This is a genomic window from Atlantibacter sp. (genome assembly GCF_032062175.1).
Lineage (GTDB): Bacteria > Pseudomonadota > Gammaproteobacteria > Enterobacterales > Enterobacteriaceae > Atlantibacter.
The window spans coordinates 474,226-492,239 of sequence record NZ_DAMBQK010000001.1 but is presented as its reverse complement, the minus strand read 5'-3'; the positions used below and the strand labels follow the sequence as shown (position 1 = coordinate 492,239).

Genomic DNA, 18,014 nt, shown 5'->3' with positions numbered 1-18,014 from the left:
CTCGCGACCCCGACCTTGGCAAGGTCGTGCTCTACCAACTGAGCTATTCCCGCATTCATCAGGTAATTAGCTAATTACTTGATTTTGCTATCTTCTGGCAAACCGTGCTGCCGTTCGATGCGTTGCATTCTACTTACCTGACGCAATGAGTCAACGAAATTTTCTGAGATACTGATTCGTTTGCTGAATTTTGCGTCTATTCGATCACGGTTCAAGCAAATCGCCGCGCGCAGCGTGCAAATACTGGAACATAGACCAGAACGTCAACACCGCCGCCACGAAGAAGAGACCGATCCCGGCGTACTCAACCCAGATATTTGGACGCCACAACAAGCCAATCAGCGCCACCATCTGCGCCGTGGTTTTGACTTTACCAATCCAGGAAACCGCCACGCGGGCGCGTTTGCCGATCTCAGCCATCCACTCACGCAGCGCAGAGATAATAATTTCACGGGCAATCATGGTGGCGGCAGGCAGCGTGATCCACCAGCTATGGTAGTGCTCCACCACCAGCACCATCGCGATACCGACCAGGACTTTATCGGCCACGGGGTCGAGAAACGCCCCAAAGCGAGTGCTTTGGTTCCAGCGGCGTGCCAGGTAGCCATCAAACCAGTCGGTTACCGCCGCGACCCAGAAGATAAACGCACAGGCAAACGGCGCCCAGGTGAACGGCAGATAGAACGCCAGCACGAAAAACGGGATCAGGACGACACGAAACAGGGTAAGTAAAGTCGGAATATTCATTCGCATGGCGCAAGGTAACTGTCTGTAGTCTGTGGAAATTAAGGCTATGTTGCTACATAGCCCCTAATGTTTCAACGAGTAGTAGATCTTTTCTGCCAGAGCCTGTGAGATGCCCGGAACTTTCGCGATCTCTTCGATGCTGGCATTTAATAACGGCTGTAAACCACCCATGTATTTGAGCAGCATCTGGCGGCGCTTTGGCCCAATCCCTTCGATGGTTTCGAGGGTACTGGTATTTTTCACTTTGGCGCGTTTTTTGCGATGACCGGTGATCGCGTGATTGTGCGATTCGTCGCGGATATGCTGGATAACATGCAGCGCCGGAGAATCAGGCGGCAGCGAAAATCCCTCCCCTTCCGGCTCAAAAAACAGCGTTTCCAGCCCGGCTTTACGATCTGCGCCTTTCGCCACGCCCAACAACAGCGGGTGATGTTTATCCCACGGCACGTCAAGCTCGGCAAACACCGCTTTTGCCTGGGCCAACTGCCCTTTCCCGCCGTCGATCAGGATCACATCGGGAATTTTGTTCTCTTCAATGGCCTTGCCATAGCGGCGGCGCAGCACCTGGTTCATCGCCGCATAATCATCCCCTGGCGTGATGCCGGTGATGTTGTAGCGGCGATACTCGGCGCGCAGCGGGCCATTAGGATCAAACACCACGCAGGAAGCCACCGTCTGTTCGCCCATGGTGTGGCTGATGTCGAAACATTCCATGCGTTTGATCTCAGGCAGCTTCAGCGTGGCTGCCAGCGCCGTTAGCCGCTGCGAGATGGTGGATTGCTGCGACAGGCGCGTCACCAGCGCGGTGGCGGCATTGGTACGCGCCAGTTTCAGATAGCGCGCCCGGTCGCCGCGCGGGCGGGTTTGCACATTCACGCGTCGGCCCGCCACTTCAGAGAGCGAATCAGCCAGCACGCTTTCATCGGAAAGTTTAAAGTCGAGCAGGATTTCTGACGGCAAGGTACGCATCTGGCTGCCCTGCAAATAAAACTGGCCGACAAAGGTTTCCACCACTTCCGCCATCTCGGTGCCGCTGGGTACTTTAGGATAATAGCTGCGGCTACCCAATACTTTACCCTGGCGGATAAATAGCACGTGTACGCAGGCCATGCCCGCATCGAACGCCACGCCAATCACATCCAGATCGTCGCCCGTATTGGAGACAAACTGCTTTTCCGTCACGCGGCGCACTGCCTGGATTTGATCGCGGATACGCGCCGCCTCTTCAAATTCGAGATTCTGGCTGGCCTTTTCCATCCGCGTCACCAGTTGCGTGAGCACCTGGTCGTCTTTACCGGCTAAAAACAGCCGAACGTATTCCACCTGCTGCGCATACTCTTCTTCGCTAACCAGCCCCTCAACGCAGGGCCCGAGGCAGCGGCCTATCTGATATTGCAAACAGGGCCGGGAGCGGTTGCGGTAGACGCTGTTTTCACACTGGCGGATCGGGAATATCTTTTGCAGCAGCGCCAGGGTTTCGCGCACCGCATAGCCGTTAGGGAACGGGCCGAAGTATTCGCCTTTGGCGTGTTTCGCGCCGCGATGCACCGCCAGGCGCGGATGGGTATCGCCGCTCAGGAAAATAAATGGATAAGACTTATCATCGCGCAGCAGCACGTTATAGCGCGGCTGGTAGAGCTTAATGTAGTTATGCTCGAGCAGTAGCGCTTCGGTTTCAGTATGGGTGACGGTAACGTCGATATTTTCGATCTGCGCCACCAGCGCTTCGGTCTTACGGCTGGAAAGCTGGACACGGAAATAGCTGGAAAGACGCTTTTTAAGATCTTTCGCTTTACCGACATAGATGACCGTACCGCCGGCGTCATACATACGGTAGACGCCAGGCTTGTTGGTAACGGTTTTTAAGAAAGATTTAGAATCGAACACTTCTCTCACTGGCTGGCTAATGTTTGGGCATTGCACAGGCCGTGGCGGATCGCAAGATGGGTCAATTCAACATCGCCGTGGATGTTCAGTTTGCTGAACATCCGGTAACGGTAGCTGTTTACCGTTTTTGGGCTGAGATTGAGTTGCTCGGAAATCTCGTTCACCTTCTGGCCTTTGGTAATCATGAGCATAATCTGCAATTCCCGTTCAGACAAACTTGAGAACGGCGATTCCGCTTTTGCGGGCTCAATCTGGCTCAGCGCCATTTGTTGGGCAATATCCGAAGCAATATACCGTTGCCCCGCGTGAACGGAGCGAATAGCGCTCACGACTTCTGAGGGCGCGGCGCCTTTACTGAGGTAGCCAGCGGCACCCGCCTGCATCACCTTAGCGGGAAGCGGGTTTTCGGTGTGTATGGTTAACATAATGACTTTGATATCAGAGCTTGAACGCGCGATTTTGCGCGTAGCTTCAAGGCCCCCGATGCCGGGCATGTTCATGTCCATCAGGACGACATCCACCGGGTTAGAACGGCACCATTTAACGGCGTCCTCGCCGCAGCAGGCTTCACCTGCGACTTTAATGCCCTTGATATCATCAAGAATGCGTCGTATCCCTGCGCGCACCAGTTCATGGTCATCAACAAGAAGAACGTTGATCAAAAGAAACATCTCCAGAATAGGGATAACGCTGCTGATAGATAATTTTCCACATATTAACGGGTTTTAAGTCAACTTTAAAACGCAAAAAAAGTACTTTGTGGCTCCTGGTCGCATTTCTGGAACGTATTCCGTGGAAATGACGGGAAAAGCACGCCAACCAATAAAATAATAAACAACAAAATCAACTTGTTATAAATATATCATTTTAACAAAATCTAAAACACTTTGAAAAAACGTTAAAGCATTTTCCATAAAGACGCTATTTAACGTTTTAAAAACGTTACTGAAACAAATAACCCGATGTCAGCAGTAAGTTAAGTGATAAACATGTATCTATAATGTTTAATTAAATAAACTCTGCTGCGTCTAAAAAACAACCACCCTGACTTTCGCCTGGCTTGTGATATACTCCGCGCTTTTCAGATCAACCACACGCCTGTTTGCGCGTGAACATTCCATTGAGGTAAAGAAATGAGCACCCCTGATTTTTCAACCACTGACAATATTCAGGAACTGGCACTGGAAGTGTCCTGCATGAAAAACCTGCTGACCCTTATGCTCCAGGCGATGGGCCAGGCGGATGCGGGCCGGGTGATTATTAAAATGGAAAAGCAGATTGCTCAGATGGAAGATACCGCTCAGGCGGAACTGTTCAGCAATACCGTTAAACAAATCAAACAGGCCTATCGCCAGTAACAAAAACGCGGCGGTGATTGTTATCACCGCCGCGTCAGTTTCCTGCAACATCCTGCTCTCTCCGGTTAAATCAATCCCATCGCCACTGCGTAACAGGCCACCTGAGTTTTATTCGGGGCATTAAATTTCTTCTGCATATTCTTCTGATGGAAGTTCACCGTGTTTTCTGAAATCGACAGGATCATGGCAATTTCCGATGAGGTTTTTCCTTCCGCCGTCCACTGAAGGATCTCGCGCTCGCGTTTACTGAATTTCATTTCCAGCCCGCTCATGGCCGGGGCATTCATGCGCAGCAGCGCCATCATGCTCAAATCGGCGAGATAATGCAGGCGCAGCGCCAGTTCGTCTTCCGAGAGCCAGGCATCATGCACGCGCAAATTGGATGTTGAGAGAAAACCCAGCGCCCTTCCTGGGGCTATCGCCGTTTGGGTGACGCCGTTGCGCAAACCAAAGTCCCTTGCCGCATCCCAAAAATCAGGCGCGCCGCTAAAAAGCTCATCGGTCCAGGGGAGATAACCGCGATGCAAATTATTGGGGTTGAGTACCGGATCGACGGCGAAATAGTTTTCGGCATAGTAATGCTGCGCCCAGTCGTCGCGGTATGTGGTAAAAAGCGTCGTTTTAGGGCGGGTAAACGGCACGGGATGCCTTATGCACAGCGAATAGTAATCGAACGCCATGGCTTGTGTTTCGCTCGCCAGAAGCAGTTCAACATCAGCACTGTCTTGGGTTTCCTGAAAACGCTTGAAAACGTTTTTCCGCCAGATGAAAAAGTCTCTTTCCGTCATTCTGCGTTACGTGGCCCCTGTTTTATTCATTAATTATTTTGATGGGATAAATTACCATAAATGAGACTTTATCTTTTCTATGAATCCGCGGGTTAATATTCACCGGAGAGATGAATCCACTCCCTAAGACGCAATTTTTCCTGGTTTCCACTAAAGCCGAACTTCCCGGGCTCGCGCTTAAACGCAAGCCCGGTTTTAAGAACACATTATGCCCTTTTGGCTTACTGCATCAGGAATTTCTCAAGGAATTGCTGAGTACGCGGCTGTTGTGGGTGCGCAAACAGCGCTTTGGCCGGGCCCTGTTCGACGATGCGTCCCTGATCCATAAAGATCGCCCGGTCCGCCACATCGCGCGCAAAGCTCATCTCGTGGGTCACGATCACCATCGTGCGCTTCTCTTCGGCTAACTGTCGGATAGTACTGAGCACCTCGCCGACCAGTTCCGGGTCGAGCGCCGAGGTGGGTTCGTCGAACAAAATCACGTCGGGGCGCATCGCCAGGGCTCGGGCAATCGCCACGCGCTGCTGCTGCCCGCCGGATAAGCGCCGCGGATAACTGGTCTCTTTGCCGGTTAACCCAACTTTAGCCAGCAGTTCCCGGGCGCGGGCCGAGGCGTCCTCTTTCGGTTCTCCTTTCACAATTACCGGCCCTTCAATGATGTTTTCCAGCACGGTGCGGTGCGGAAACAGGTTGAAGTTCTGGAACACGAAGCCGACGTGCTGACGCAACTGGCGCACCAGCCCTTTTTGCTTGCTCATGGATTTGGCGGCGTCAATGGTGATGTCGCCCACCTGAATAGTGCCTGCATCCGGCTGTTCCAGCAGATTAATGCTGCGCAGCAGCGTGGTTTTGCCGGAGCCGCTCGGCCCGATAATGGCCACCACTTCACCAGGCTTTACCTCAAGATCGATACCGTGCAGCACCGTCTGACCGTGGAATTTCTTCACCAGTTGTTTGACTGAAATCGCGCTCATTTGGGATCACGCTCCTGACGGTTAAGCTGGTTTTCAAAATAGTTTTGCAGCGTGGAGAGCACCGTCGCCATTACCCAGTAAATCAGCGACGCCGCCAGGTACATGGTAAACACTTCCAGGGTACGCGAGGTGATCAGTTGCGCCTGGCGGAACAGTTCCGGCACCTGAATGGTCGCGGCAAGCGACGTGTCTTTCACCAGGCTGATAAAACTGTTGCTCAGCGGCGGCAGGGCCACCCGCGCCGCCTGGGGCAGAATGGCGCGGCGCAGCGCCTGCCAGCGCGTCATACCAATACTGGCGGCGGCTTCCCACTGCCCTTTGTCAATAGAAGAGATGGCCGCGCGCAGGGTTTCAGAGGCATAGGCCGCTGTGTTCAACGACAGGCCGATCATCGCCGCCGGGATCGGGTCCAGTTCAATGCCGAACTGCGGCAGACCGTAATAGATCATAAACAGCTGGGCGATCAACGGCGTACCGCGAAAAATCGAGATATAAAACCGCGCCAGCCAAGAGACCGGCCAAATTGGCGACAGGCGCATCAGGGCCAGAATAAAGCCCAGCACCAGCCCAAAGAACATCCCGCCGATACTGAGCTGGAGCGTAAACACGGCCCCTTTCAGCAGAAACGGCAGAGAATCAATAATCAGTTGGATACTTTCTTGCATTATTGTTTTTCACCAGGCAATCAGACATGGGGGTGATAGGCGAACAGCGCAGGCGCGCCGCCGGTATGGACAAACAGAATCGGCCCACGATCTTTAAATCGCTTCTGTTCGATGCCGTCAATAAGCCCTGCCATGGCTTTTCCGGTATAGACCGGGTCGAGTAAAATCCCTTCCAGTCTGGCCAGCAGTTTCACTGCCTCCATGCCTTCTTCGTTCGGTGCGCCGTAGCCCGGCCCAAAATAATCGTCCCACAGCGTGATGTCGGCAGCGGCGGTTAATTCCAACTCGCGCGCAACGGCCTGTTGCAACGCCACCACTTTCGGCTTCTGCATCGCGATGGTGCGCGATACGGTGACGCCAACCAATTCCACGTCGGGCATCAGTTGCTCAAGCCCCACCGCCAGCCCGGCATGCGTCCCGGCGCTGCCGGACGCCACCACCACGGAACTCAGGCTGATCGATTCGCACTGATGGGCGATTTCCAGCGCGCTTTCCACATAGCCCATCGCGCCCAGGGCGCTAGAACCGCCCACCGGGACCACATACGGACGAAAGCCCTGGGCTTCCACGCGGGCCGCTAATTCTTCAAGCTGCGCATCCGGGTTATCCAGCGCGTCACACATTTCGATCTGAACATTGAACAGGTCGAGCAGCAGGCGGTTGCCGTTGGTTAAATAGTTTTCCGCGCGGGTACCCAGCGGGTTTTCCAGCAGCGCCACGCAGTGCAGGCCCAGCTTCGCCGCGACCGCCGCCGTCTGGCGCACGTGGTTGGACTGGATCGCACCTGCGGTGATGAGCGTGTCCGCCCCTTCGCGCAGCGCATCCGCCGCCAGAAATTCCAGCTTACGCAGCTTATTGCCGCCCATCGCCATTGGCGTCACATCGTCACGCTTGATATAAATTTCCCGGCCCAGGTAATCGGAGAAACGCGGTAAAAACTCCAGCGGCGTGGGTGCACCAATAAATTCCAGACGCGGGAAGCGGGTTAAGTTATGCAATGACATGGGATCTCCTGATGCCGTTTTCTGTTCGCAATGGTCATAATTATGCATCACATGCGCCAGGGCTGGCGTCATGCAATAAAAAAAGGTGCTGATTTCAGCACCTTTTTGTTTTTGCGACGACTTATTTCGTCACGTCGGCACCGAACCATTTCTCGGAGAGTTTGGCCAGCGACCCGTCTTTTTGCATTTCAGCAATCGCCTGATCCACGGCTTTGAGTAAATCTTCGTTGCCTTTACGCAGCGCGACGCCCGCTTCCTGACGGGAGAACGGCTCGCCCGCCACCGCCAGGGTGTCTTTGGTTTTCTTCACCAGATCCAGCGCGGCCAGACGGTCAACCAGAATGGCGTCGATACGGCCTACGCGCAGATCCTGGTATTTGGTTGGGTCATCATCGTAAGTGCGGATATCCACGCCCTGCACGTTCTGGCGCAGCCACTCTTCATAGTTGGTGCCCAGACCCACGCCCACTTTTTTGCCTTTCAGGTCATCTTCAGATTTGATGGCACCTTCGTTGCCTTTTTTCACCAGCGCCTGGATACCGGACACGGTGTACGGCGTGGAGAAGTCATATTTCTTCTTACGCTCGTCGGAGATAGTCACCTGGTTGATCACCACGTCGATACGCTTAGAATCCAGCGACGCCAGCATCCCGTCCCATTTGGTCGGTTTCAGCGACGCCTTTACGCCAAGGTGCTTCGCCAGCTCTTCGGCGAATTCCACTTCAAAGCCGGTGAGCTTACCGTCATCACCCTGGAAGCTGAACGGCGGATAAGTGCCTTCCAGCCCAATCAGCAGCGTGCCGCGCTCTTTGACTTTGTTAAGTAGATCTTCCGCCGCGAAAGTTTTTGCGCTTACGCCTGCCATCAACGCCACTGCCATCACGCCCATCAGCGCCTGGCGGCCAAACTGTGCAAGTTTCATAGATACCCCAGATATCGAAATTTTCAGCCAGTTTAAAGAGTTACACCTGTTAAGCAAACAACAGAATGGAACGAGTTATGCCAAATTAATATATAGCAGAAGTCGTCTCATACAGGGTTTTTGCAGGCTCATTTTGGTGGCTGTGGTTTAAATAACGGGAATATTTGCGCAGCGCGATACGGTAGTTATTGGTACTGGTCGGCGGCAGCCAGCGCTCAAGCTGATCTTCAATCTCGCCCTGTTGCGCCTGGTCGGCGGGAATTTGCTGGGCTTCAAGATGCTCGCCTAAACGGCGCAAGCGCACCACGTATTCGCGGATGGTGCCGGGGCTCATGTCGGTGCGTTCAAACAAGTATTGTTTAAAGCCAATGATATCGAAATGCTCGCTTTGCACTTTGCAGTGCAGATCGCCGCAGAAGCGGCACAGCGCCGACCACTCGTGGCGCTGGCTGGCCCAGGTCGCTTCATCGATTAAGGTATCGAGCTGGGCGATAGCGGTTTTGTTAACAATCGTCCCACGATGGACCAGCGTGATGCGGTCCAGAAGTTTGCCGCAATGGGCGCAATGGGTTTCTGCGTGCTTAAAGTCTTTCAGGTAGCGGCTAATAGGCCGTTTTTTTTGTTGTGGCTCGGTCATAGTGACTCCCGGTGTGACATGCATGAGTGGCATTTCCATTTCCAGGATGATGAGCAGCTCAACAACCTATAACTTACCCAGACGAGACCGTAGCCGTTTAATTGCCTGGCTGTGCAACTGGCTGACCCGCGACTCCCCCACTTCCAGCACCGCGCCAATCTCTTTGAGATTAAGCTCTTCCTGGTAGTAGAGCGTCAGCACCAGTTGTTCACGTTCCGGCAACGCCTCAATCGCTTCCATGACGCGATGGCGAAGGCTGCTTTCCAACAACTGTTGCAACGGGTTTTCGCTTTGGTGCTCTTCGGTCACCAGTTCAATGCTATCGCCATGCTCTTCCCGCCACTCGTCGTAGGAAAAAAGCTGGCTATTGTTGGTGTCGAGGAGCATCTGACGATACTCGTCAAGCGCGATGCCCAGGCGCTGCGCCACTTCTGTTTCGGTGGCGTTGCGTCCAAGTTCTTGTTCCAGCTGACCGATGGCCTGTGCGACTTCGCGGGCGTTACGTCGGACGCTGCGCGGCACCCAGTCGCGGCTGCGCAGTTCATCCAGCATGGCTCCCCGAATACGCTGTACTGCGTAAGTGGTAAATGCCGTACCTTGCAGGGCGTCGTAGCGTTCCACCGCGTTTAATAACCCGATACCGCCTGCCTGAAGCAGATCGTCGAGCTCAACACTCGCCGGCAAGCGCACCTGCAGGCGCAATGCTTCGTGACGCACCAGCGGGACATAACGCTGCCACAGCGAGTGTTTATCCATTACACCATCAGCGGTATAGAGTGAATTCACGATAAACAGCCCTGCGTTAAATAAGTTATCGGCATGATTATCCGTTTCTGGAGGGCTTTTAATCGGATGAATAGTGGGTGAAATGGGGGGTTATTTAGGGGTTATGGAGAGATCGGAGCAGTAAAAAACCCCGCCGAGGCGGGGTTTGTAAGGGGTTTTGCCAATTAACGCAGCAGAGACAGAACGTTCTGCGTAACCTGGTTAGCCTGTGCCAGTACAGAAGTACCTGCCTGTTGCAGGATCTGCGCACGGGACATGTTGGATACTTCGGTCGCGTAGTCAGCATCTTCGATACGGCTACGAGCAGAAGTCAGGTTGTTAACGGTGTTGCCCAAGTTGGTGATGGTAGAATCGAAACGGTTCTGCACCGCACCCAGGTCGGAACGCAGGGAGTCAACTTTAGCCAGAGCCGCATCGAGCGCTTTCAGCGGATCGGAAGTGGATTCTGATTTGGTAGTGGCTTCGGTAGTGATTTTGCCGTCTTCGGTCTGGTAGATTTTGGAACCGGTCGCGTTGGTTACGTTGCCGTTAGCCTGTGCGAAGTAGTTTACGGTTTCTTTATCGGTGGTAGTCAGTTTGCCTTCGATATCGGTGTAAGCCGCAACAGCAGCACCACCACCAGCGCCGTCCGCATCAAAAGTTACCGCGCCAGTACCCGCTGCAACAGCATAAACGCCCGCGCCAACACCCGTACCGTCAGTTACAGAGAATGCACCAGTACCGATAGCGCCCGCCATTTCGGCAGCAGATACGGTTGCACCTTCGATATCAACGGTAGCATTTGCCGGCGTTGCGATGGCATCACGAGCTAAGATACCGGCAGCTTCTGCTGCGGCGATACCTGCTGCATCACCAATACCGATGTTTGCGGCATAGGCAGTGTTGTAAGCAGCATCTTTATCAGCCTTAGTCGTATTACCTGCAGAGGTAATAGTCATGCCTTTCGCTTCGATGACAGCGCCAACAGCAACAGCGGCGCTGTTACCGTAAGCATCTTTGGCAGTGGTATCGGCGTTGGCCATCAGGTTGTCCCAGGTGGCTGCGACAGTAGTGCCGCTACCAGTCTGAGTCAGGTTGCCTTTCTCATCCAGGAACAGCGCTTTGCCATCGGTAGTGGTGATGGTGCCGTCTTTGCTGACGTTAACGTCCTGAGATTTCGTGCCGATAGTCACTTTCGCAGAGAAAGTATCACCAGCGTTCGGAGCCAGTTTGTTCAGCGCGTTAGCGGAAGATACCCCAGTCGCGTCGAAGCTGTAGGATTTGCTTGCAGCGTCGTAGGTGTAGCTGTTGGCGGTTGCCGCTACGCCCAGGCCATTACCGGTACCGGTGAAGGTCAGGGTGCTGTCGTCTTTTACGCTAGCCAGAACGTTAGCAGCGGTAGCGGCTTTGTTGGTTACGTCTTTGCTGAACGTGGTGCTGCCATCAGTGTTAGCGGCACCTTTAGCAAAGCCAGCCAGGGTCAGGCTGTCTGCGGTAGCAGCTTTGTTGGCCACTTCGCCTTTACCGTTCACGTTGAAACCATCCAGGCCCAGGGTCTTGGAGGTGATTTCTTTCAGGTCGATAGTGATGGTTTCACCATCGTTCGCGCCAACCTGGATTTTCATGGAGCTATCAGAAGCCAGTACTTTCACGCCGTTGAACTGAGTCTGGCCGGATACGCGGTCGATTTCGCTCAGACGCTGGGTGATTTCATTCTGGATGGAGTCCAGGTCAGACTTAGAGTTGGTACCGTTGGTCGCCTGAACAGACAGCTCACGTACACGTTGCAGGTTGTTGTTGATTTCAGACAGCGCGCCTTCAGTGGTCTGTGCGATGGAGATACCATCGTTGGCGTTACGGGACGCCTGAGTCAGACCTTTGATGTTAGAGGTGAAGCGGTTAGCAATCGCCTGGCCAGCGGCGTCGTCTTTAGCGCTGTTGATGCGCAGACCGGAAGACAAACGCTCAATAGCAGAGCTCAGGGAAGACTGAGATTTGTTCAAGTTGTTCTGGGTCAACAGCGACAGGCTGTTAGTATTAATGACTTGTGCCATGATCTATTCCTTATCAATTTACATCTTGATGTTGTTGGGCTGTTGCCCACGGTCTTGTCACCGTAACCCATGTATCGGCACCCCTTTTTCGAACTTTAGAAAATTTTTAATTCCCTGCGATTTTTTTAATTTTTTAAGGCCTTTTCGACGTGCCAATTTTTAACCCCACGAATTACCCCGCTTAAGGCGTATTATTCTGTCCATTAGCTTGCCAAAAAATCATTAAACTTTGCCGCCAGATTGCCGATATCGCGTCTTAACCACTGTTTGCAATCAAAAGGAAATGGCATGGCTTCAATTTCATCTTTAGGTATTGGTGCTAACTTACCGCTGGATACGTTATTAACGAACCTGACGACCGCTGAGAAAGCGCGCCTGACGCCGATTACGCAACAGCAAAGCGCCAACACTGCGCGCCTCACCGCCTATGGCACGCTGAAAGGCGCGCTGGAAAAATTCCAGACCGCGAACGCCACATTAAATGATGCAAATCTGTTCAAAAGCACCACGGCGAAAAGCAGCAGCACTGATTTAACCGTCAGCACCTCTGCGGGCGCCGCTGCGGGCAAATACACCATTAATGTGACTAAGCTGGCGCAGTCGCAATCTCTGACCACCAATACATTAATTACCTCCAGCAAAGATCCCCTTGGCGATACCAGCGTCGGCGAGCGCACCATTACGATTTATCAAAATAGCCGCAAAGAGCCGCTGGAAATTAAACTGAGCAGTGACCAAACCTCACTGGAAGGGATTCGCGACGCAATTAACGAAGCCGATGGCGGCGTATCGGCCAGTCTCGTTAAGGTCAATGACAAAGACTATCAACTGGTGCTGACTTCAACGGAAACCGGTACCGACAATGAGATGGTTATTAACGTTAACGGTGATGCCAAACTCAGCGGTGTGATTGGCTACAACGGCACCAGCGGTGGCATGGACGTGCTGGTGAAAGCGCAAAACGCGGAACTCACCGTAAACAACATCAATATCGTGCGCCAGAGCAATACCATCACTGATGCGCCGGAAGGCGTGACGTTAAACCTGACGAAAGAAGTCAGCAATGTGACGGTAACGGTGGAGAAAAGTAACGATCAGTCCAAAGCCGCGATTAAAGGGTGGGTTGATGCCTATAACTCCCTGATTGACACCTTTAACTCCCTGACAAAATACACCGCTGTCGATCCGGGTGCTGAAGAGCAAAGTACCAGCAACGGCGCACTGCTCGGCGACACTGTGGTGCGCAGCATCCAAACCGGCCTGCGCGGTATGTTTACCCAGGGTGACGCGAATTCCTCGTTTAAAACATTAAACGAAATCGGCATTACCTCAGACGGTGCCACCGGCAAATTAAAAATCGACGATACCAAGCTGACTAAAGCGTTGAACGAAAACTCTTCTGCGGCGCGTCTGCTGCTGGTAGGTGATGGGAAAGAGACCGGCATCACCACCAAAATGGCGTCGACGATTAAGGATTACCTGGCCGATGACGGCATCATCGACACCGCCCAGGACAGCATTAACGCCACGCTGAAAAAGTTGACCAAACAGTATCTGGCCACCAGCGAAAGCATTGACGCCACGGTTGCGCGCTATAAGGCGCAGTTCACCCAGCTCGATACCATGATGAGCAAACTGAACAGCACCAGCAGTTATTTAAGCCAACAGTTTACGGCGATGAGCAATTCCAGCTCCTGATGAGAGGTCATTATGTATAACGCCAGTGGTACTAACGCTTACGCCCGCGTGGGCGTAGAGAGTGCCGTAATGAGTGCCAGTCCCCATCAGCTTATCGTGCTGTTGTTTGATGGCGCGATGAGTGCGCTGGTGCGCGCTCGCCTGTTTATGCAACAGGGTGAAACGGTGGCGAAAGGCGAAGCGCTGAGTAAAGCCATTAATATTATTGATAACGGTCTGAAAGCGGGGCTGGATCGCGAACAGGGCGGCGAGCTCGCCACGAACCTGTCGTCGCTGTATGACTACATGGTGCGTCGTCTGTTACAGGCTAACTTGCGTAACGACAGCCAGGCCATTGAAGAAGTTGAAGGGTTGCTCAGTAATATCGCTGATGCATGGAAGCAAGTCTCCCCACAGCCGGCTCACGCCCAGGAGTAACATTAATGTCCCCCAACGTGGAGTTGATTAGCCGCTGGCAGCATGTTGCGCTGATGAGCCAGACCCTACTGGATCTGGCACAGCGGGGTGAGTGGGAGTTACTGCTGGAAAAAGAAGTCGTCTACCTGCAATCCGTGGAGGCGGTGATGATCACACCGGCTCCCAAAATCAGTAAGCAAGTGCAGGATATGTTGGAAACTTACCTGAAGCAGACGCTGGAAAATGAGCAGCAGCTAAAAGCGCTGCTCCAGCAGCGGCTGGATGAACTCAGCGAGCTGATTGGCCAGTCTTCACGCCAGCAATCCCTCAATAATGCCTATGGCAGATTATCCGGTATGTTACTGGTGCCTAACACGCCCGCCAATTAACGCAACGATAATTTCCCCACCCTCTGGTGAGTTGATGAAGATCTTCCATACTCCAGAAGTCAGCTAAATGACTTCTGGAGCAAGGAAGATGAAAAATCCCACCATCCTGCAATGTTTTCACTGGTATTCCCCCGGCGGCGGCACGTTATGGCCGGAGGTGTCTGAACGCGCAGCAACCTTTAATGATATCGGCATCAATATGGTCTGGCTCCCGCCTGCGTATAAAGGCAGCGAGGGCGAGCACTCCATCGGCTACGATTCTTACGACTTGTTCGATCTGGGCGAATTCGATCAAAAAGGATCGGTCGCCACCAAATACGGTGATAAACAGCAACTGCTGGATGCCATTTCGGCGCTGCAAAAAAATAACATCGCTGTGCTGCTGGATGTGGTGGTGAACCACAAAATGGGCGCGGATGAAAAAGAACGGGTTCTGGTCAATCGGGTTAACGAGCAGGATCGTACCCAAATTGAGGAAGACGTCATTGAGTGCGAGGCCTGGACCCGCTACACCTTCCCTGCCCGCGACGGACAATATTCAAAATTCATCTGGGACTATAAATGCTTTAGCGGCGTCGACCGGATTGAAAACCCCACTGAAGACGGCGTGTTTAAAATCGTCAACGACTATACCGGCGATGGCTGGAACGACCAGGTGGATGATGAGAACGGCAATTTCGATTATCTGATGGGATCCAACATCGACTATCGCAACCGCGCCGTCACCGAAGAGATCAAATACTGGGCCCGCTGGGTAATGGATCAAACCCACTGCGACGGGTTCCGGCTGGATGCGGTAAAGCATATTCCGGCGTGGTTCTACAAAGAGTGGATCGAGCACGTACAGGAAGTCGCGCCGAAGCCGCTGTTTATCGTGGCGGAATACTGGGCGCATGATGTCGAGAAACTGCAACAGTATATCGACCAGGTAGAGGGTCAAACCATGCTGTTCGACGCCCCGCTGCATATGAAATTCCACGAGGCTTCCCAGCAGGGCCGCGACTACGATATGAGCCAGATTTTCACCGGTACGCTGGTGGAAGCCGATCCGTTCCATGCGGTGACGCTGGTCGCCAACCACGATACTCAGCCGTTACAGGCGCTGGAAGCGCCTGTGGAATCCTGGTTTAAACCGCTGGCCTATGCGCTGATCCTGTTGCGCGAAAACGGCGTGCCGTCGGTGTTTTATCCGGATCTGTACGGGGCAAGCTACGACGATACCGGCGGCGACGGCGAGATGTACCACATCGATATGCCCATCGTCGACAAACTCGACATGCTGATCCATGCCCGCCAGCGTTTCGCCCACGGCATTCAGACGTTATGGTTCGACCATCCGAACTGCATCGCCTTCAGCCGCAGCGGCACCGAAGAGGATCCCGGCTGCGTGGTGGTGATGTCCAACGGCGACGACGGTGAAAAGACGCTGGAGCTTGGGGAAAATTACGCTAACAAGACCTGGTGTGATTTTCTGGGAAATCAGGAGCAGCGCGTCACCACCGATGAAAACGGTACCGGGACCTTTACCTGCCAGGGCGGCAGCGTGAGCGTGTGGGTGATTGAAGACGCAATATAATCAGGCACAGCGGGCAGGTCATCCCCTGCCCGCTTGTTAAAACAGTTAGGGTAGCGGGCTTAACAGCGGATGCGTCGCTAAAAAGTCTGCGCACTCTTTGGTTGGCCGCTCTACACGCTGTAAATCCATCCCGGCATATTCCATCCGGTCGCCGGTTCGTTCGATGGCGTAAATCTCCACCTTTTGGGTCACGTTATACACATCGCCGCCGCGCTGCATCAGCTTGCCGGGTAACGCGATAACCCGCTGCCACTGGCGGCAGTCCAGGGTATCGCCATCTTTGGTTACGATAAAACTGGCAATAGCCTCCGGGCTGACCAGTTCGCTCTGCGGCCCTTGCGACTGCCAGTAACCGGCGAGACCGGCGGGCGCTGGCGCTTTTACTACGTCCTGATAATTATCCACCTGCGCGCAGCCACTCAGGGCCAGCAGCGCCGCTGCCAGTGCATATTTTTTCATCGTTATTCCTGCAAGAGATCAAAAAAACGAGTGTGGCATTAAAGCGTTACCGCCGCCAGCCTTCTTGTTGCGCAATAAAATGGCTGATACATCATTTTTTTTGATATTTCCCCCGGTAACATTAAGAAAAACACCCTATGATGCCCGCTCTTTCCAGCGCACTCCGCGCCCTTTAAATCCGTCTGAGTTCAGAGGATAACACCATGTCATGGCAACAATTCAAACAGCAATACCTCATTAAGTTCTGGGCACCGCTGCCGGCTGTCATCGCCGCCGGTATTCTCTCCACCTACTACTTCGGCCTGACCGGCACCTTCTGGGCGGTAACCGGCGAGTTCACCCGCTGGGGCGGACAGTTGCTGCAACTCATGGGCGTGCATGCCGAAGAGTGGGGCTATTTTAAGATTATCCACCTCGAAGGTTCGCCCCTGACCCGCATCGACGGCATGATGATTATCGGCATGTTCGGCGGCTGCTTCGCTGCGGCGCTGTGGGCCAATAACGTCAAGCTGCGCAAGCCCCAGCACCGCATTCGTATTCTCCAGGCGGTGGCGGGCGGCATCATCGCCGGCTTTGGCGCGCGTCTGGCGATGGGCTGCAACCTGGCCGCGTTCTTTACCGGCATTCCGCAGTTTTCGCTGCACGCCTGGTTCTTTGCCATCGCCACCGCTATCGGCTCCTGGTTCGGCGCGCGCTTTACCCTGATGCCGATTTTCCGCATCCCGGTGAAGCTGCAAAAAGTCTCCAGCGCCTCACAGTTGACGCAAAATCACGATCAGGCGCGCCGTCGCTTCCGCATCGGGATGCTGATTTTTGTCGGCATGGTGGGTTGGGCGCTGCTCACCGCCATGAATCAGCCGAAACTCGGCCTGGCGATGCTGTTCGGGGTGGGTTTTGGCCTGCTGATTGAACGCGCGCAAATCTGCTTTACTTCGGCGTTCCGCGATATGTGGATCACCGGGCGCACCCACATGGCGAAGGCGATTATCCTCGGCATGGCGGTGAGCGCCATCGGTATCTTCAGCTATGTGCAACTGGGTGCGGAACCGAAAATCATGTGGGCGGGCCCGAACGCCGTGTTGGGCGGCCTGCTGTTTGGTTTCGGGATTGTGCTGGCGGGCGGCTGTGAAACCGGCTGGATGTACCGCGCGGTGGAAGGCCAGATGCACTACTGGTGGGTCGGCCTCGGCAACGTGATTGGCTCCACGATTCTGGCGTACTTCTGGGACGATCTCTCCCCTGCCCTTGCCACCAGTTGGGACAAAATCAACCTGTTGAACACCTTCGGTCCGCTGGGCGGTCTGTTGGTCACTTATCTGATGCTGTTTGCCGCATTAATGCTAATTATCGGCTGGGAAAAACATTTCTTCCGCCGCAGCCGCATCGTTACCACTGAAACCGTGAAGGAGGGCGTATGAGCGCAATAGTCCCGGATTACCGTCTTGATATGGTGGGCGAGCCCTGCCCTTACCCGGCTGTGGCGACGCTGGAAGCCATGCCGCAGCTTAAAAAAGGCGAGATTTTAGAAGTGATTAGCGACTGCCCGCAGTCGATCAATAATATTCCGCTTGATGCGCGCAATCACGGCTACACTGTGCTGGAAATCCAGCAGGACGGGCCGACAATCCGCTATTTAATCCGCAAATAGCCGCCCCGCCCCAGGAGAGGCGGCATCCGTTCGCCTCTCCCTCAATT

At 53.9% G+C, this 18,014-nt stretch carries 19 protein-coding genes; 7 read left to right on the top strand and 12 right to left on the bottom strand.

Annotated features, from left to right (window positions below; genetic code table 11):
* Positions 1-204: 204 nt before the first annotated feature.
* The 3 genes from pgsA to uvrY are packed head-to-tail and all read right to left on the bottom strand — an operon-like array spanning position 205 to position 3,296.
* Positions 205-753: a CDP-diacylglycerol--glycerol-3-phosphate 3-phosphatidyltransferase gene (gene pgsA, locus RT120_RS02215; RefSeq protein WP_312978796.1), complete on the bottom strand. Its 549-nt coding sequence runs from the start codon at positions 751-753 to the stop codon at positions 205-207.
* 57 nt (positions 754-810) lie between these two features.
* A complete protein-coding gene (uvrC, locus tag RT120_RS02210; protein WP_312978795.1) occupies positions 811-2,643 on the bottom strand; it encodes an excinuclease ABC subunit UvrC in 1,833 nt (610 codons plus the stop codon).
* On the bottom strand, positions 2,640-3,296 hold the full coding sequence (gene uvrY / locus RT120_RS02205; RefSeq protein WP_312978794.1) for a UvrY/SirA/GacA family response regulator transcription factor: 657 nt from the start codon (positions 3,294-3,296) through the stop codon (positions 2,640-2,642). Before uvrY ends, uvrC begins: the two co-directional genes overlap by 4 nt.
* Before the next feature lie 471 nt (positions 3,297-3,767).
* On the opposite strand from uvrY, the gene RT120_RS02200 reads away from it, so the two are divergent.
* Entirely contained in the window at positions 3,768-3,992 is a 225-nt protein-coding gene (locus RT120_RS02200; RefSeq protein ID WP_151604294.1) for a DUF2594 family protein, read from the top strand.
* 65 nt (positions 3,993-4,057) lie between these two features.
* Here the strand turns inward: RT120_RS02200 and sdiA are convergent, their stop codons facing one another.
* The 8 genes from sdiA to RT120_RS02160 form a co-directional block, all read right to left on the bottom strand.
* Complete coding sequence (sdiA, locus tag RT120_RS02195; protein WP_312978793.1) at positions 4,058-4,780, bottom strand: transcriptional regulator SdiA; 723 nt, start codon at positions 4,778-4,780, stop codon at positions 4,058-4,060.
* A 221-nt stretch (positions 4,781-5,001) separates the two neighbouring features.
* The gene (gene tcyN / locus RT120_RS02190; RefSeq protein ID WP_312978791.1) at positions 5,002-5,754 is read right to left on the bottom strand and encodes an L-cystine ABC transporter ATP-binding protein TcyN; all 753 of its coding nucleotides are present in this window, start codon (positions 5,752-5,754) and stop codon (positions 5,002-5,004) included.
* Positions 5,751-6,419 (bottom strand): cystine ABC transporter permease, encoded by a 669-nt coding sequence (gene tcyL / locus RT120_RS02185; protein WP_161661404.1) that lies wholly within the window; start codon positions 6,417-6,419, stop codon positions 5,751-5,753. The genes tcyN and tcyL overlap by 4 nt, the downstream gene beginning before the upstream one ends.
* Positions 6,420-6,439: 20 nt before the next feature.
* On the bottom strand, positions 6,440-7,423 hold the full coding sequence (gene dcyD, locus RT120_RS02180; RefSeq protein WP_312978790.1) for a D-cysteine desulfhydrase: 984 nt from the start codon (positions 7,421-7,423) through the stop codon (positions 6,440-6,442).
* Between the two features lie 121 nt (positions 7,424-7,544).
* A complete protein-coding gene (gene tcyJ, locus RT120_RS02175; protein ID WP_312978789.1) occupies positions 7,545-8,345 on the bottom strand; it encodes a cystine ABC transporter substrate-binding protein in 801 nt (266 codons plus the stop codon).
* Positions 8,346-8,430: 85 nt separating this feature from the next.
* Positions 8,431-8,982: a flagella biosynthesis regulatory protein FliZ gene (fliZ, locus tag RT120_RS02170; RefSeq protein WP_312978788.1), complete on the bottom strand. Its 552-nt coding sequence runs from the start codon at positions 8,980-8,982 to the stop codon at positions 8,431-8,433.
* 66 nt (positions 8,983-9,048) lie between these two features.
* Positions 9,049-9,768, bottom strand: coding sequence for an RNA polymerase sigma factor FliA (locus RT120_RS02165; RefSeq protein ID WP_125291865.1), 720 nt, complete (start codon positions 9,766-9,768; stop codon positions 9,049-9,051).
* Positions 9,769-9,932: 164 nt separating this feature from the next.
* Positions 9,933-11,801, bottom strand: a complete 1,869-nt coding sequence (locus RT120_RS02160) for a FliC/FljB family flagellin (protein WP_312978787.1) — start codon at positions 11,799-11,801, stop codon at positions 9,933-9,935.
* A 288-nt stretch (positions 11,802-12,089) separates the two neighbouring features.
* On the opposite strand from RT120_RS02160, the gene fliD reads away from it, so the two are divergent.
* The 4 genes from fliD to amyA all read left to right on the top strand — a co-directional run bounded on the left by fliD (position 12,090) and on the right by amyA (position 15,860).
* Positions 12,090-13,499 carry a flagellar filament capping protein FliD gene (fliD, locus tag RT120_RS02155; RefSeq protein WP_312978786.1) on the top strand — a complete coding sequence of 470 codons (1,410 nt, stop codon included), beginning with the start codon at positions 12,090-12,092 and terminating at the stop codon, positions 13,497-13,499.
* Positions 13,500-13,511: 12 nt separating this feature from the next.
* Complete coding sequence (fliS, locus tag RT120_RS02150) at positions 13,512-13,916, top strand: flagellar export chaperone FliS (protein ID WP_125291861.1); 405 nt, start codon at positions 13,512-13,514, stop codon at positions 13,914-13,916.
* A 5-nt stretch (positions 13,917-13,921) separates the two neighbouring features.
* A complete protein-coding gene (gene fliT / locus RT120_RS02145) occupies positions 13,922-14,284 on the top strand; it encodes a flagella biosynthesis regulatory protein FliT (RefSeq protein ID WP_312978785.1) in 363 nt (120 codons plus the stop codon).
* An 88-nt stretch (positions 14,285-14,372) separates the two neighbouring features.
* Entirely contained in the window at positions 14,373-15,860 is a 1,488-nt protein-coding gene (amyA, locus tag RT120_RS02140) for an alpha-amylase (protein ID WP_312978783.1), read from the top strand.
* A gap of 45 nt (positions 15,861-15,905) precedes the next feature.
* Here the strand turns inward: amyA and yedD are convergent, their stop codons facing one another.
* Positions 15,906-16,319, bottom strand: a complete 414-nt coding sequence (gene yedD, locus RT120_RS02135) for a lipoprotein YedD (protein ID WP_312978781.1) — start codon at positions 16,317-16,319, stop codon at positions 15,906-15,908.
* A 203-nt stretch (positions 16,320-16,522) separates the two neighbouring features.
* Here yedD and yedE point away from each other — a divergent pair, with 203 nt between their 5' ends.
* Both yedE and yedF read left to right on the top strand, forming a co-directional pair.
* Positions 16,523-17,737 (top strand): selenium metabolism membrane protein YedE/FdhT, encoded by a 1,215-nt coding sequence (gene yedE / locus RT120_RS02130; protein ID WP_312978779.1) that lies wholly within the window; start codon positions 16,523-16,525, stop codon positions 17,735-17,737.
* Complete coding sequence (gene yedF, locus RT120_RS02125) at positions 17,734-17,967, top strand: sulfurtransferase-like selenium metabolism protein YedF (protein ID WP_125291856.1); 234 nt, start codon at positions 17,734-17,736, stop codon at positions 17,965-17,967. The genes yedE and yedF overlap by 4 nt, the downstream gene beginning before the upstream one ends.
* Positions 17,968-18,014: the final 47 nt, after the last annotated feature.